Source organism: Sphingomonas sp. TREG-RG-20F-R18-01 (assembly GCF_022662475.1).
Taxonomy (GTDB): domain Bacteria; phylum Pseudomonadota; class Alphaproteobacteria; order Sphingomonadales; family Sphingomonadaceae; genus Sphingomonas.
In genome coordinates, this window is sequence record NZ_JAKNQQ010000019.1 from 18,708 (window position 1) to 32,509 (window position 13,802).

The 13,802-nt window shown below is 61.3% G+C and carries 10 protein-coding genes and 1 pseudogene; 4 read left to right on the plus strand and 7 right to left on the minus strand.

Features of this window, described 5'->3' with window-relative positions; all coding sequences use genetic code 11:
• Positions 1 to 170: 170 nt before the first annotated feature.
• Positions 171 to 2,939: an AAA family ATPase gene (locus L8K25_RS21255; protein ID WP_242141030.1), complete on the plus strand. Its 2,769-nt coding sequence runs from the start codon at positions 171 to 173 to the stop codon at positions 2,937 to 2,939.
• A gap of 113 nt (positions 2,940 to 3,052) precedes the next feature.
• On the opposite strand, the gene L8K25_RS21260 is transcribed toward L8K25_RS21255, so the two are convergent.
• Positions 3,053 to 4,297, minus strand: a complete 1,245-nt coding sequence (locus L8K25_RS21260; RefSeq protein ID WP_242141031.1) for an integrase — start codon at positions 4,295 to 4,297, stop codon at positions 3,053 to 3,055.
• Entirely contained in the window at positions 4,287 to 4,892 is a 606-nt protein-coding gene (locus L8K25_RS21265) for a hypothetical protein (RefSeq protein ID WP_242141032.1), read from the minus strand. The genes L8K25_RS21260 and L8K25_RS21265 overlap by 11 nt, the downstream gene beginning before the upstream one ends.
• 118 nt (positions 4,893 to 5,010) lie before the next feature.
• Here L8K25_RS21265 and L8K25_RS21270 point away from each other — a divergent pair, with 118 nt between their 5' ends.
• Positions 5,011 to 6,102, plus strand: coding sequence for a hypothetical protein (locus L8K25_RS21270; protein WP_242141033.1), 1,092 nt, complete (start codon positions 5,011 to 5,013; stop codon positions 6,100 to 6,102).
• On the opposite strand, the gene L8K25_RS21275 is transcribed toward L8K25_RS21270, so the two are convergent.
• From L8K25_RS21275 to L8K25_RS21285, 3 genes and pseudogenes are all read right to left on the minus strand, one after another.
• Positions 6,095 to 6,493 carry a WGR domain-containing protein gene (locus L8K25_RS21275; protein ID WP_242141034.1) on the minus strand — a complete coding sequence of 133 codons (399 nt, stop codon included), beginning with the start codon at positions 6,491 to 6,493 and terminating at the stop codon, positions 6,095 to 6,097. The two genes, L8K25_RS21270 and L8K25_RS21275, sit on opposite strands and share 8 nt — an antisense overlap.
• A 1,221-nt stretch (positions 6,494 to 7,714) precedes the next feature.
• A complete protein-coding gene (locus L8K25_RS21280; protein ID WP_242141035.1) occupies positions 7,715 to 10,645 on the minus strand; it encodes a PAS domain-containing protein in 2,931 nt (976 codons plus the stop codon).
• Between the two features lie 76 nt (positions 10,646 to 10,721).
• Positions 10,722 to 11,290 (minus strand): annotated as a pseudogene (locus tag L8K25_RS21285) (recombinase family protein).
• A 255-nt stretch (positions 11,291 to 11,545) separates the two neighbouring features.
• Here L8K25_RS21285 and L8K25_RS21290 point away from each other — a divergent pair.
• Positions 11,546 to 11,776, plus strand: a complete 231-nt coding sequence (locus tag L8K25_RS21290; protein ID WP_242141036.1) for a hypothetical protein — start codon at positions 11,546 to 11,548, stop codon at positions 11,774 to 11,776.
• Positions 11,777 to 11,789: 13 nt separating this feature from the next.
• Here L8K25_RS21290 and L8K25_RS21295 read toward each other — a convergent pair whose 3' ends face one another.
• On the minus strand, positions 11,790 to 12,287 hold the full coding sequence (locus L8K25_RS21295) for a MucR family transcriptional regulator (RefSeq protein WP_242141037.1): 498 nt from the start codon (positions 12,285 to 12,287) through the stop codon (positions 11,790 to 11,792).
• Entirely contained in the window at positions 12,284 to 12,559 is a 276-nt protein-coding gene (locus tag L8K25_RS21300) for an HU family DNA-binding protein (RefSeq protein ID WP_242141038.1), read from the minus strand. Before L8K25_RS21300 ends, L8K25_RS21295 begins: the two co-directional genes overlap by 4 nt.
• A gap of 943 nt (positions 12,560 to 13,502) precedes the next feature.
• On the opposite strand from L8K25_RS21300, the gene L8K25_RS21305 reads away from it, so the two are divergent.
• Positions 13,503 to 13,802 (plus strand): ABC transporter ATP-binding protein (locus L8K25_RS21305; RefSeq protein WP_242141039.1); only part of this gene is annotated, 300 nt, incomplete at its 3' end.

The window sequence follows — 13,802 nt, forward strand, 5'->3', positions numbered from 1 at the left end:
TGTTTCAGGGCCATCGATAGGCCGATCGTGCTGACGCGCCCGTTGGGCGGCCCGACAGCCCAATGTCGCCAACAAGAGATCTCCGTCATGACTATCTTCGTAGAGGAGCGCTTCTTGTGGCTGTAACGTCCTCAACGCCAGCGACGGCGACCGCATTTGAGCACGGGCCGATGGATCGCGAACAGCTCGCGCGGATCGAAGGGGTCCATCGCGGCTTTTTGTATCAGCACGTCTATGCGGTGGCGTTGTTGCTCGCGCTCGGCCGTCAAGTAGGTGCCGTCCTCGCCGTCGAGTTGGACGAAGATATCGAACTCGTTGTCGGCGACGTCCATTGGTACATCCAGGTCAAGACTCGGCTGAAGACTGTCCAGCCGAGTGATTTGAAAGGTGCGCTCGAGCGTTTCGAGCAAATTCGCGCTGAACACCTGTCTGCAGCGCGCCCTGCGCAGCCGAAGTTCGCAGTCGTCGCCAACAGCGAGCCTAGCCCGAGCCTTCAGCGGCAGATCGACGGTGCCGGCTGGCCCGGCGATGTTCAATTGATAACGCCGGCGCGCGGTGCCCGGGACGGTCTGCCGGCTGCCGGGGTCGATGTCGACACCATGATGCAAATCGCGACCTCCATCGCGGATACCGTACCCTTTGGAGGGCTCGCCCCGCGCACGCTCGTGTTTAAGCTTGCAACCTTGGTTCAACAGGCCTCGGCCGGGGGGCGCAACCATCAATTCGCCGCGGACGAACTTCCCGAACTGCTCGAGCAACTCGTAATCCAACTTCAGGATTTCCCAGAGCCGCCCTTTCCCTACCGGCCGCAGCGTGATGAACCAGCCATCAGTTCTGACAAGCGCGTTCGGCTAATCGTCGGCTTCTCCGGCGCAGGCAAAACTGCCTGGGCTGCGGAAGCGGCGCGACACGCAACTGAAACTCTGGTCTATTTTGATGTGAGCGATCTGCCGTCACGCGCGGTACCTACGAACCTCGCTCGCGAGATCATTGCTCGGTTCCTCGGCGGTCGCGCGAAAGGCGTGGGCGGTGTGCAACTACCTCCGACCGGCGGCGTCGATGCGTTACGATATGCAGACAGCTTGCTCGCCGACGAGCGAATCCGCGCGATCGTCGTCCTCGACAATGTTCATCGCCTATCCGTAACGGATCTTCGCCAAATCGTCGATAACGCGCCGAACCAAGCGTTCATCGCATTGGGTCAGCCTTGGGTCGAACGAGCCTTGGCTGAAGCGACGCTCGGGATAGAGGCGGAGACTCTCGGCGGGTTTGGCCCGGACGCCGTCGCGGCCGTGTTCGCCGACGAGAATGTAGGAATCGATCCAGAAACAGTTGAGGGGGTGCTCCACTTGACGGGCGGGCTCCCGCTATTCGTCATCAACGCTGCACGGCTCTCGGCGCTGCAGTTCGATGGCTCGGCGGAAGCGTTCTGTGAATCGATAGTGGCTCGCACGCATCAGCAGGACACCGCCCAAGATCTGATTTTGGAAGTCGCGTTTTCGTCGCTTTCCGAAACAGCCCGAGACGCGGCCGCCATCCTCGGCGCGTGCGAGATTCCCCTCGACGCGCAAGAAACCGCGAGCATGTTGGCGGTATTGGGGGCGCCGTCCGTGGCAGCGCAGGCCCTCAGAGATTTAAGGCGCGCTTCGATGCTCGTCAATTTCGCGGAGGCTCGCAGCGCTCTTCACGATGCGCTTCGTCCACTGGCAGCCGGACACCGTGCACAGATGTCCCAAGCGCTCATCAATGATGCGCTGGAGCGCCTGCAGCTTCTACTGGTCGCGTCGCTGCATACCCGCCAGGATATTCCGCGTCTCACTTTCTTGATACGGCTTCTCCCCCGCGTCGGTCGCACCGACGCCCTCGTCGACCTCGCCACCTCGGAGATGTTCTACGAGCAAGGCAACATGGCGATGATGTGGGACACGCTTGTGGGCGCGGCGGAGGATCCAACCTACAGTCCGCGGGATCGGTTCTGGGCACTCGACGCGTTGGCGTATTGGGAAAGCCGCGATGGCGGCATCCCGGATGAAGCACGCGTCGCGCAAATGGCTGAGCTTGTAGCGAACAACCCGTTCGAAGCGCGCGAGCGGCTCAATCTAATCTTCAAGCAGATGATCATCGCTGGTTCGGCCGGTGACAGAAAGCTCGTGGAGGCGCATTACCGCGAAGGACGCAAGGCCGCCAAGACCGGTGAATCCAGCCGCATCCTTCGCTATAACCGCGCCGTGGCGCTCTATCGGACTGACGCGCTTGAACAGACGCGAAACGCTCTGGAGCCATTGATCGAAGAAATGCACCAGCTGCTCGGACTGCGCGAAGCCGATCTAATGTTTAAAAACGGCCCCGCCCTGACCGACCTTCTTGGAGAGTCCGATCCGGACGACGTCAAACGATTGGCCGACGCCCTCAACCTTTGGTCGACGGTGATGGTTCGTCTCGGCCTGCCGCCAATGATGCGGCGGATTCAAGCGTCAAAGCTTTATGCCACGGTCGGCGCGGGGCGCTCGGCGACGGTCGCTGCTCAAGAGCTTGCGGACGAGATGTTGAAAATCATGGCTACCCCGCAGGGCGCGCGCGAGGTCTTCGAGACACACATCTTCCCCCTCATTGAGCAGTATAAGCTAACGGATCTCGCGCTCGAAGCGCGGGGGGAATATGCAGTCGCTTTGGCCTATTGCGGTGACTTTGACGGCGCCGATCAGCAGATGCGCGCGCTTGGCAACTACGAAGGTGATGATGAGTGGGACGCCAAGCAGGCTCACGCTCTGGAGCTCATCGAGCTCATTCGTCGCGGCGAGGCGCGGATCGGCGCTCCGATGCGGGCCAGCGCGTTCAGCTTGCGCAATCCCAACTCCGTCGGTCGGCGCGTCTCTCTCGACGCTTTCTGCCCATGCGGATCGGGACGAAAGTTCAAGCGCTGCCATGGCAAAAGATGACGCGTGGCCGATCGCGCGGTATTGACGACGGGCACCCGGCTGGATTGGGCGCAATCGCGTGGGACGCACTTGGCTGGCTTAGATGACGGCGGCGGTGAGAGACGGTCGGAGGGTCAGGTACGGACCTTTCCCAGCACCCGCGAAGCAGCGTTGCTCCGCACCGCAAGTTTGCGTCCATAGCGCAGCGCTGTTGCCGGCGACGACCAGCGCAGTGTGAGCGCGATGCCGGCGCCGTCTTCACCGGCCGCGAACAAATCCTGGGTCAAGCCGACCCGGAGAGAGTGTGTCGATAACGCCGCGATCGCTTCAGACAGTTTTGCGCCCGAAATATCGACCAGCCCAGCGTCTGCTGCCGCCAGCGCGATTCGACGATAGATAGCGCAGACGCCCTGCCGGGTGAGGGATGTCTCGCCGATCGTGTAGGTAACCTGTGCCCGTGTAGCCGGAGCTCCGCGCAGACGTTCCTGCCAATGACGGGTGTTGCCCGGGATCGAATGGTAGGGCTGCGGGGGCACCGAGGCGCGCGCGCGCCGCCGATCGATCCCGACACGCCGGAACAGCGGCCCATCCTCGATCCCGCTCTCCACCAACCACGCTTGGACGCGACGCATCGATTCCGGCGAGATCCACGCCCAACTCCCTGATCCTAACTGGTCAGTCTTCGAGCGCGGTATCGCGAGCAGCCCCGAGCCATCCGCCTCCGGTTCGAGGTGGCTGACCGCGGCGGCCGTTAGTTCGCTGACCCGTAGGCCGGCATCGTAACCGAGCGACAGCAGCGCCGCGTCGCGCAGGCCCTGGGCATCACCGCCACAGGCCTCGAGCAGCGCGGTAATCGTAAATCCCTTGACCTCGCCCTGCGTGTCGAGCGCGCCGCCGTACCGCAGCGGCGCCGCCTGACGTTGGACGGTGCCCTTGCGGCGACGGTTGGCGCGGAGTGCGTTGCGCACCATGGGGTGGTCGGTCGCCAACCCATCCTTCTCACTCAAACCGACGAGACGGTGCGCGCTCGCGATTGTCGCCATGCGGCGCGACAGCGTGGCCGGCTTCTTGCCCTTCCCCTCGAGGTGACGAAGATAGCGGACCAGATCCTCGGGGCCGGCGGGGAAGGGGGGCCGCTTCTCCTCCACGCACCATCCAATGAAGCAGTCGAGGTCGGCGGCGATCGCCGCTTTTGTGGCGTCCGCCATCGCCTCGAGCGCCGTCTCGACGCCGAGCGCGCTCGCAGGCGGCATGTCAGCCGGGAGCGCGGCGGCGATAGTGCGTAGCAGCCTGGCGTCGACCGGCTCGGTCGCGCCGCGCGCGCGGCGCTGCGGCAGCGCGCTGCCGTCGAGACGATGCGTGACGATCTCACCGGTCATAACGCATCGGCTTCAATTCGGGACGAGCTAAAGCCTCACCGGTGGAAATCGAGGCCAAACCCCGGTCATATTCGGCATCGACGATCTTCCAGGCGTTATCCCGCAGGGACAGCAGCATATCGTCGCGGCCCTGCAGATAGGTGCTGCCTTGTTTCGCGGCCTCGCGGATGTGGCCGATCTGAACGTTGAGTTCCTCAGCAAATTCCTGGCGCGGTGACACTGCCAGGCTGATCGAGCGGATTAGCCGGGTGACACGCCGGCGATCCTCTTCGGTGTCCGCTGGCGGTGTCTGAGTCATCAGGTCAACAATGCCGAGCATCTCCGCCAGATCATTATGCAGCCGGACCGCGCGACTTTCGACAATTTCCGCGTACTTGGTAGCGCGGGCGTGCCTTAGCTCGGCCATCTTGAGATCCGCCAGCGCCGCAGCGGTTTTGGAATTCTCCTCGGCCATTAGCGCGCCGTGGCGCTGAAACTCACGTCCGAGGCGAACGCTGCGGAGGTTGAGTAGGAACGATAAAACAACGGTGATGAGCGCCGCGACCACCGTTCCGATCGCTGCCGGTGACGTTGGTTGGTTGAGCAAGCTTGGCATCGACTAGGACCCTTCCTTGCTTCTGTTGTTACCATAAGCATCGATTATGGCAAGTGCGCTTTCAGCGGGTAGGGGGGTGCCTAGTAAACCCGTAATCACTAGCGTAAGCTCCGTCGCCATGGATGAGCCCACCGATTCTTGCCGCTATGGTCAGGCGCTCGGACGCGCCGAGGCGGGATGGCGATTTGCCTCGCCGGCTTTGCGAAAAGCCGCAGCGTTGACCGCTGTGTCGACGGCCTGGAAGGCATATCGCCGTGACGCTGGCGCCGGCGAGATTGGCCCGGCGCACGCGACAAATGCCGCCATGCCGCTGCTGCGCACAGAGGATCCTCGTCGAGAAGCAGTGCTACTGTGGCTCGCCGATCATGGCGCGCCACCGATCGCCGAGGCCGCCGCCACGATCGCGACGATGGTCGCCGCCACGGAGCGGTTTGGCTCCGAACAACTCCATATGCTCGCGCGCGCGGGTGATGCGCTCGCCGAGGCCGGATTGGCGCGCGGGTCCGCCGTGCTTGGCGATCGAGACGTCGAAGGTTCGGCCATGCAACCCCTGGGTTCGCTCGCAGCCGCGATCGAGCGTCTGCGCGGCGATGCCGATTTTGTCGAAGGCCAAGGCAGTGAGGTTCGCCACGCGCTCCCGCGCGGCACGCTGAATCATTATGTCGCCGCGGAGCCTGCCGGCTGCTGGGCGCTCAATCTTGCCCTGCTGACCTCGAACGTGCAGCCGTCCCTCGCACTGCCGTCAGCTGGCCTGGTAACCCGTGCACTGTTTCGGGCTGATCTTGAGGCAGACGAGATCAAGACGCAGCTCATCGAGAACGCGGGAGCTACGTGCAATCGGACCTATACGACGTTAATACGGACGGCCGAGCAACTCGCTCGGGGGCGCGACGCTCTCGCTCATCTGTCGCGGAACGCCCGTGCATGGGACGCTTGGCTGCTAGTCGCCGCGCTCGGCGCATGTACGCGCGCGCAGCTGCGAAGGGCGCTTGGTGTGTCCCGGGCTGGCGCGGATATTCAAGCGCATGCGCTTGCCGATGCGGGGCTGGTCGCGCTTGGCGCTGGGGGTTTGGTTTTATGGAGCGAATTCTCAGCGTCTGCGCCTGGGCCGCCAGCGCCTATCGATCAGAGCCCGCTTGCCAATGCAGTCTTGGATCTGGACGCGAGCATGGCCGAGATCGACCGGCTGCTAGCTCGCGCCGCTACCTGAAATCGTTGGCTGCCAGCGGCTTGCTCGGCGAAGTGGCGTCGCTACCGACGTGGCAATAGCCAACTCCGATCCGTCGCGGGGCACTCGCCCGCTTTGCCAGCGCGCGCTGGATAAACCGCGATGCCGCGGCCTCGGTCTCGAAGGAGACCGTCAATCCTGCAGGGCGTTTACCAATGCGGCCCCATCGCAAAGCAACGATGATATGGCCGAATAAATCCCGCGTTGCGTCGATTTGGTAGGCCCGCGCGATGTTACGGCGTTCGGCGACTGCTTCCAGCTCGCACTGGTGGTCGATCAGGTTAGTAGGATATACGAACAGAGAGGAACATGGCGGCAGACAGGTGATCGCGTCCAACCGGAAATTTGAATCAGTCTCGGGGGTCTGATTCACGCATTCGATAGGTTCGATACGGTAACGACAACCGCAACGCCCTAGCCAGAACAGATTACCTTGGCGCGGGCGTTGACGGCTGTCTTGATCGCAAGGCCCTCCGCCGCTTCCGTCATCTCGTCCCAGCGCATTGCAGAACGCTCGCGTTGCATGCGTCGTTGTGGCAAGGACTCGTTACGGGCAGCTATCCATTCTGCGTCTGCCAACTGTCGAAGCCGTTGGACGTTGTTTTTCGACGGCTCGCCGAGGGCCGAAGCCTTGTTTCGCTCAGGAAGCCAACCCCCCATGTGTCCCACTCTTTCCTAATTGCAGCCATTCGCCAGCAGCGTGCGGATACTATAGTCGACAAGTGCCAGATCGACCAGAGCAGCGACTCGATTGTCTGCCCTAAAGGCAACGCAATCGGACCCTCCTTATCACGTGGGACGGTCGGCGAGTTCCCCTTCCAAGTCCAGGATTGCGGCTTCGAGCGCCCGATTTTGTAGATCTTCTAAATCTTTACGCGCGCGCCGCGCTTCTTGAAGCAGCTCCGTCCAGTAGCTCAACGTGTCCCTGTATACGGGGTGGCCACGCAGACGACGAGCACTCGTGACCGCGTTTTAAACGTTTTCGAGGATCGATCCGGATAAATTCATCGGACGCAAGTAGGTCTCGCACTCGCAAAAGGGAAGAATTCATTGCGTAAGTTGCCGATTAAGCTGGCGGCGCTCCAAAGCCATTTTGAACCTAGCGCATGCTGTCACGCTTCCGCTTCTCGAACGCAACGCCATCCAAGTTGCGAATTATGACATTGCGCGGACGTAAAACACGTCAAACAAGCGCTGCGATCGGTACCGGGTAGAGTTGTGAGCTCCGTACAATATTTCAATGGGCCGCAAGGCTACGTGCATATAGAACTTCTTAAACCAGCTCGGGTCCCATTGCGTCGTAAAACTTTGGCGGAGTAACTACATCGGTGTTCGGTAAGGCCAGGCCGGCCATAATGCCATCCATCGCAACGTCACGGCAGCCTATTCAAATATCCTGTCCCCGTAGCCACCAAATAAGCTAATTAACCGCAAACTATTTGCCTTCGAACCATTTAAAAAACTTTGTGCCCTCACACGATCTAAACTCGGATATTTGACGATACGATCGTATTAGCTGCCCCGTAAACAACGATATTTGATTTCCAGACAAATTCGGTAAAGCACGGTAAAAAGGGCTTTGCGTTCGGGAAGGTTACCGGTCGAGGACTGTTCGCACCCGCGCCGCCAGCTCCTCAATGGTGAACGGCTTCCCGATTAGCTCGACGCCAGGATCGACGACGCCGTTATGGACCACAGCATTGCGCGTATAGCCGGTCGTAAACAGGATCGGCACATCTGGTCGCTTTTCGCGCGCCAGTTTGGCGAGCTGCGCGCCATTCATCTCGGGCATCATGATGTCGGTAAAGATCAGCGCGATCTCAGGGTTTGCATCGAGAAGCTGTAGCGCAGCCTTGGCGCTGTCGGCCTCAACGACGCGGTAGCCGAGCTCGGTCAGCGCATCGCAGCTGAACTGCCGGACAGATGGCTCGTCCTCGACAACGAGGATGAGTTCATGGCGCTCGCCGAGCGGTAGGTCGGCCTCGGTCTCCGCTTTATCGCTTGATGACTTGTGCCCGATCAGGCGCGGCAGGTAGAGTTTGACGGTCGAGCCCTGCCCAAGTTCGGAATAAATCCTCACATGGCCGCCCGACTGCTTGATGAAGCCGTAGACCTGGCTGAGCCCAAGTCCCGTGCCCTTGCCAACCTCCTTCGTTGTGAAGAATGGGTCGAACGCCTTGTCAATCACCTCTTGAGGCATGCCGGTTCCGGAGTCCGTAACAGCGATCAGGACATATTGCCCGGGTACGATACCGATCTCGTCGGCAGCATACCGGCTGTCGAGGTGAGCGTTCTGCGTCTCGACGGTCATCTTGCCCCCGCTCGGCATGGCATCGCGGCCGTTGATTGCAAGATTGAGCACCACGTTCTCGAGCTGATTAGGATCGGCGTGCACTGGCCAAAGCCCACCGGCGAGCACGGTCTCGAGCTGCACCGTACCACCAAGTGAGTGCATCAGCAGGTCCGACATGCCGGTGACGAGCCGATTGACGTCGATCGGCTCAGGTTTCAGTGGTTGCTGGCGCGAAAAGGCAAGCAGCCGCTGCGTCAGGTTCGCGGCGCGTTTCGCCCCTTCGGTTGCCGCGTCGATGTAGCGCTTCGCGCGCGCATCGTCGGTCGCCATGCGCCGGGTCAACAGGTCGAGCGACCCCATCACGACCGCGAGCATATTGTTGAAGTCATGTGCGATGCCGCCGGTCAGTTGCCCAACCGCTTCCATCTTCTGCGATTGGCGCAGCGCTTCTTCGGTTCTGAGCAATTCAGCACTGCGTTCTTCGACGCGCTGTTCGAGCGTTGCGTTTAATTCGTGCAGCTTCCTCTCGGCGGTAGCACGTTGCAGAGCGTCCCAAGTGCGCTCGGCGACCTGTTCGACGAGCGAAACCTCGTCGGCGGACCACGCCCGCGGGTCTTTGTGGTTGACGTATATGCCGGCCAGTAGTCGTCCACCGCGCACGAGCGGCACGGCCATCGCTGCGCGCGTTTCGATTGTGGCGAAGTCGGCGTCGCGCGTTCGCGGATCAAGCGTGACGTCGGCATAGGCCGTCGTACGGCCTGCACGAAGATCGGCGACATTGCCGACACCGAAAGCCTCGACCGGGTACGTGCCGATCAAGTTTTCCACGCCATCGGTGTAGTCGACCTCATAAAACACATGCCGCTCGTCGGGCGTCAGTTCGCCGAACCCGACCCTGCTGACGCCGAGATGCTTGCCGAGCAGCTCGACCGCCGTCCGCACGATCTCGCGGGGCTCGTCGAGCAGTCGCGTGCGGTCGGCGAGTTCAAGGAACAGCGCTTGCCTCAGTTCGGCGCGCCGCTCGCGGTCCACATCGAGCGAGGCGACGACGCCGCCTGTGATATTGCCCGCATCGTCGACGATCGGCGTCGCGACGAAACGGACGTAGGCCAGGCCTCGATCTCCCCTTTGATAGAGTACGTCGAGTTCCGCCCGTGTTTCGGCGCCCGTGATGACGCGGGCGAGCGGGTATTCGTGCCCCTCAACCTGTCGACCATCGGCATGAAAACTGACCCATTCACCGTAGTGAGCGACATCCGTTGAATGATAGATTGCATGCCCTAGGATTTCCTCGGCCCGCGCGTTCCCTCCAATAATTTTGCCAACCGGGGCTTCGGCGAAGACAAGCCCGACGGGGGACGCCTCGAGGACAGCACGCATGCGGGCTTCGCCTGCCCGCATCTCGGCCTCGGCGCGCTTGCGGTCCCCGATGTCGCGGTAGAACACCGCAACGCCCTCAGGGTGTGGAAAGGCGCGGACTTCCATCCAAGCCGAGCCGCCATGATGCCACTCGTATTTGAACTCTGCGGTCTCGGGGACGCCGGTGCGTGCAACCCGCTTGTAAAGCTCGCCATATGACGAGTCCTCGCTGCCGGGCCACACCTCCCAGTGCGATCTCCCCACAATGTCGTCGCGGCCACGCTGATCAAACCTAAGCCCTTCTGCATTGATGTCGAGCACGCGGAACTCGTGGTCGAGGAGTGCGAACCCCTCGTTCATGCTGGCGAGCACGCTCCGACCGCGCCCCTGCACGACATTCAGCCGGTCTTCGACGATGTATTGTGCCGAGACATCGGTGTTGACGCCGAACCAGCGCACAACATCGCCAGTCGCGTCGCGCACCGGCTGAATTCGCGTTAGGAACGGACGTAACATGCCGTCGGCGCCACGCAGCGGAAACGTCATCTCGAACGGTTCTCCGGTCGCGATCGAATGCGTCCACTCCGCCATGACCGCATCGAGCTTTGCCGGGTCGTGAACCGACTGCCAGCCCCAGCCTTCCATCTGCTCGGGCGTCGAGCCGCAGTATTCGTGCCAACGCCGGTTGTACCAAAAGATGAAGCCGTCGCCATTGGCGATCCAGCACAACGTCGGGATGTTGTCGGCGAGCAGACGGAAAGCTGTGTCGTCGATAGAGGCGCCCGTGCTCGGAGAGACGATGTAGGGCAAAGGCGCAGGAGCCCGCCAATAATTGCTGCCAAAATCTGCGTTACTGCTCTGTGCCTCGTTCAATGCCCCGCCCCTGTTCCTTAATAATTGCTGAAACACCGCGCTTCGCCCACCGCGGGAACGATTTTTTCGATTGAGGTCATCTACAGCGCCGCACCCCGGCTGCCGCCATTTCGCGATAAACCGTCGCGCGCGCTAGCCCGAGCTGTTGCGCGGCCTCGGTGGGAGATACCCCGTTAGCAACCAGTTGAACGCCGACTCAGCTTTTGCGGGATCAAGCGGCCTGCGCCCAGGCAGTTTACCCTTCGCACGCGCCGCGGCGATGCCGTCCTTGGTGCGTTCGATGATCAATAGTCGCTCGAAGTGTGCGATTGCGCAGAAGACATGAAACATCAGTTCGCTGGAGGCCGGCGAGGTATCGATCTTTTGTTCGAGACTGAGCAGTGCGATGCCACACACTTCTAGCGCGGTGACAATCGTGAGCAACTCCCCGAGCGAACGGCCAAGCCGATCAAGCCGCACGACGGCGAGTGTGTCGCCAGGTCGCGCATAGTCGAGCAACTCGGTTGGCCCCGGGTGGTCGATGGAGTTGCTCGAGCGTACGTCGGTGAAGACCTTGATCGCCCCCGCCTGTTCGAGGCGCGTCGTCTGACCCGCGACGTTCTGATCGCCGGTGCTCACTCGCGCATAGCCCAGGATGCCACCCAACTCGCCGTCTCCCAAACGGACGTTCGCGGGACGCCCCGGTCTTAGGGCAGAAAACACTCGGAACCCCGTTCACAGAATTCGTCCTAGAATGCCGGATCGTTTATGAAATACCCACCCCTTTTTGGACGGGCTTATCGTTATCGTGCGAAAGATAATCGCTCTGCCCTCCCCATGACTGTGACCAGTTGGCCGCCATGAAAGCCGCCATCGTCACGTCATGAAAACGGTGTAGACGCGGGTTAGGAGAATCAGCCGATGCGCTCAATAAATCCCTTGTTCGAGAATGCGGTGATCGATTGCGTAGCAACCGATCGGCAGCCGAGCGTCCAGGAACTGTTTCGTGTCGCGCAGCGAATCTGGTTGGACGGCGCTGCCGACCGTTCGGCGTTCCGCTGGGGTCGCCTTGCACCTACCGATGCCGAAAAGCTGCTCGCCTTGCGCGCCGCCCAGGTTGCTCTGTCTGGGTCAGTCGCGCGGGACGCGTAACGGTAATGCCGGCTTATTTGGTGACCGACGGCAACTTCAATTCGCGCCGCTGCGGCGGGCCCGGCTCCTGCTCCGTCGCTCGTGGCCCGGGCTTCCGGCCCAACCCATACTTTTTAGCCATGGCGCGCCGTGTTTCCGAATAATTCTCGGCCACCATCGGGTAATCGGCCTTGAGGTTGTAGCGGTCCCGATATTGCTCGGGCGTGAGCCCATGTCCGCTCAGATGGCGCCGCAGCATATTATAGCGCTTGCCATCGATCAAGGATATGATGTGATCCTTCGACGCCAGCGATTTACGCACCGTCACCGCAGGCGTGAACTGCTCTGGCGCAGTTTCCACAGCCGACGTATTTGGTTGATTGATCATCTCTGCGACGCTGTCGCGCATCTGGCTGAGAAATACTGGCACGTCCTCAGCCGCGGCGCGTGTGTTGGGATTGCTTAGCCATGCGATCGTAAGTGCTGCAGCAAGTTCGATCACATTGGGGCTGGTCTGTGTTTCTGTCGTCACAAGAAAATCTTGTCCTTAAGCATTTTGGCCGGCGTGAACACCACCTTGGTCGACGCAGCAATCTCCATCGCCTCGCCGGTCCGGGGATTGCGACCAGCCCGGGCGGCTCTGGCCTTACTGGAGAATTTGCCGAACCCGGGCAGCGACACGTCCTCGCCCCGTGCGACCGCGTCACCGATATCTCCGAACAAGCGGTCGATCAGCGCGCGAGCCTTCGCGGCACTCAGATCGCTTCCCTCGGCAATGCCTTTCACAAGATCGTCCAGCTTCATCAAAGATCTCCTTGTAAAGATGCACCGGGATAATCGTTCCCGGCTCGGGCGCAATAGTTCATTCTTTTTTCGGGACATGCGAGCAAGATGCAGCGTTTCCGGTGATGGGATTGCCTTATTGCCCATAAATCGCGATCTTGCGGCTATGCTATTTTTTCCTGCCCATCCGATGCCTATCAACTGAGCACTTATGGCCGCCCGATCCTGATCGCCGAAACTGGGATCGAGGGCAACGCCTGCCCGGCCTGGCTGCGGATGATCCTTCGCGAGGTGACGATTGCCCAGTTGCTTGGCGTGCCGGTTGAGGGAGTCTGCCTCTACCCGATACTGGACCTTCCCGGCTTGGACGAGGATCACTACTGTCCCAATGGCCTGCTGGCCCGTTCGGAGAACGTCGCGGACCTCATCGCGTTTCGCCGCTTGCCGAGCCAATCCTGGAAGCAAATTGTGTCTAGTCGGGCAAGCACGCGATTATCCCGGCTGGCGCGGATTGGAAGCCACTCCAGTCCCTGGCGTTCCACGCGCGGGACTACACCGTTTCGCCGAAGCGCCCGAATAGGGTTTCCCGTTCATGCGGCCCCGCTTGCACGAGCGTCCAGCTTTCGCCCAAAGGCAATGACAATCGGAGATGGTCAGGCGGTTTTGCGCGGGGCTCGGGGGCCACGAAGCGATGCATTGCACGCCCGTCGTCTAGATGGTATTTGATAAAGGCTGACGACATCCGCTCTGTGCGAACCATGGACGTCCCTGAAGGAGTTGATGTCGCGCGATTGAAGGGGTGCGGATCTGCGCGGACTGCGCATGGCAGCGCTTGGAGCGGCAGAGAAGATTCATAATCAGATGACTCACTCGCTGCCATGGGGCTCAAGCCATCGAATCGAACGCTTCAGTCAAAATTGCGTGACGAGTTGACCGGTTTGCGGTCAGGGCTACGGTCGGGCCGATGAGCAGCGTTGTCGTAGAGCATCTTTCCAAGACCTTCGGTGCGGCAGATGCGCTGCACTCGACAAATCTCTCGATCGCATCGGGCGAGTTCATTGTGATCATCGGTCCATCGGGGTGCGGCAAGTCGACGCTGTTGCGGTTGATCGCGGGGCTGGAAAGGCCGAGTGCCGGCCGGATCGAAATCGGCGGCCGCGACGTCACCGCGGTCGAGCCGGCGGATCGCGGCATTGCCATGGTGTTCCAGTCCTATGCGCTCTACCCGCATCTTTCCGTCGCGCAGAACATCGCCTTCCCGTTG

Excerpts from the sequence above, each read along its gene's own strand:
- L8K25_RS21255 (WP_242141030.1), top strand. The coding sequence starts at position 171 with ATGGATCGCGAACAGCTCGCGCGGATCGAAGGGGTCCATCGCGGCTTT.
- L8K25_RS21260 (WP_242141031.1), bottom strand. The coding sequence starts at position 4,297 with ATGACCGGTGAGATCGTCACGCATCGTCTCGACGGCAGCGCGCTGCCG.
- L8K25_RS21265 (WP_242141032.1), bottom strand. The coding sequence starts at position 4,892 with ATGCCAAGCTTGCTCAACCAACCAACGTCACCGGCAGCGATCGGAACG.
- L8K25_RS21270 (WP_242141033.1), top strand. The coding sequence starts at position 5,011 with ATGGATGAGCCCACCGATTCTTGCCGCTATGGTCAGGCGCTCGGACGC.
- L8K25_RS21290 (WP_242141036.1), top strand. The coding sequence starts at position 11,546 with ATGCGCTCAATAAATCCCTTGTTCGAGAATGCGGTGATCGATTGCGTA.
- L8K25_RS21300 (WP_242141038.1), bottom strand. The coding sequence starts at position 12,559 with ATGAAGCTGGACGATCTTGTGAAAGGCATTGCCGAGGGAAGCGATCTG.